Genomic DNA, 852 nt, shown 5'->3' on the forward strand with positions numbered 1-852 from the left:
TCTGGTTGTCGGGCACCTTCGTTGCTCCCGCTCCCGGCGTACACATCGGCGTCACATTGCTGCCGTTCCCGGAGCCGCCGCGGGCGTCCGTGTCGCCCGGCGCGCCCGTGGTGACGCCGCCCAGCGCGATCGCGGCCAGCGACACCGCACCGGCGGCGACGAACGCGAACCGTCGCCCGCGCGAGGCCGCCGCGCGCTCGGCCTCGCTGCGGCCGACGTCATGGATACGGAAGCCCCGCTGTGCGCCGGAGGTCGGGAGTACGGGTGCGTGGGAGGCGGCAGGGACGTAGTCGAACTCGAAGCGCTCGCCGCGCCTCAGGCCGAAGACGCCGGGCGTCCCGGTGCGTCCGGGGAGTCCGCCGCCGAATCCTCCCCCGACCGGCGGTACACCGCCGTTGCAGTCACCTCCCCCGGGCAATCCCTGAAGGCGCGCCAGGAAGCTCTCGGAGGGCGGCGGCGGGGCGGCCTCCGCGAAGACGTTCTTCAGCCGGCGCTGGGCTTCGACCTCCGCCTTGCACTTCGGGCAGGTCGCCACGTGCGCCAGCACGCGCTCACGCGTGTCATGACCGAGCTCGCCGTCGACCAGGGCGGCGAGTCGGTCTCCCAGATGCTGCTCTGCGAGGTGTCCCTCGGCAGGGTTCGGCCGTGATCCACTCACGCGGACGCGCCCCCTCCCCCCAGAGCGGGAACGCGGGCCACGAAGGAGCGGCGCTCGGCGCGCGCCTCCGGCGAGCGGTGCGCGAGGGCCTTGCGCAGCTGCGAACGGCCACGGTGGATCCGGGAGCGGACCGTGCCGAGTTTCACACCGAGCGTCGCGGCGATCTCCTCGTACGACAGTCCTTCGATGTCGCA

2 protein-coding genes are annotated in these 852 nt (G+C 73.5%); both read right to left on the bottom strand.

Annotated features, from left to right (window positions below; all coding sequences use genetic code 11):
* A partial coding sequence (locus ACTWQJ_RS51850; protein WP_443313273.1) for an anti-sigma factor family protein occupies window positions 1-658 on the bottom strand: 658 nt, incomplete at its 3' end.
* Window positions 655-852: sigma factor-like helix-turn-helix DNA-binding protein (locus ACTWQJ_RS51855; RefSeq protein WP_443313274.1), on the bottom strand; the 198-nt coding region annotated here is incomplete at its 5' end. The genes ACTWQJ_RS51855 and ACTWQJ_RS51850, both read right to left, overlap by 4 nt.

Origin of the sequence: Streptomyces sp. KR55 (assembly GCF_052245645.1) — a bacterium.
GTDB lineage: Bacteria > Actinomycetota > Actinomycetes > Streptomycetales > Streptomycetaceae > Streptomyces > Streptomyces flavusporus.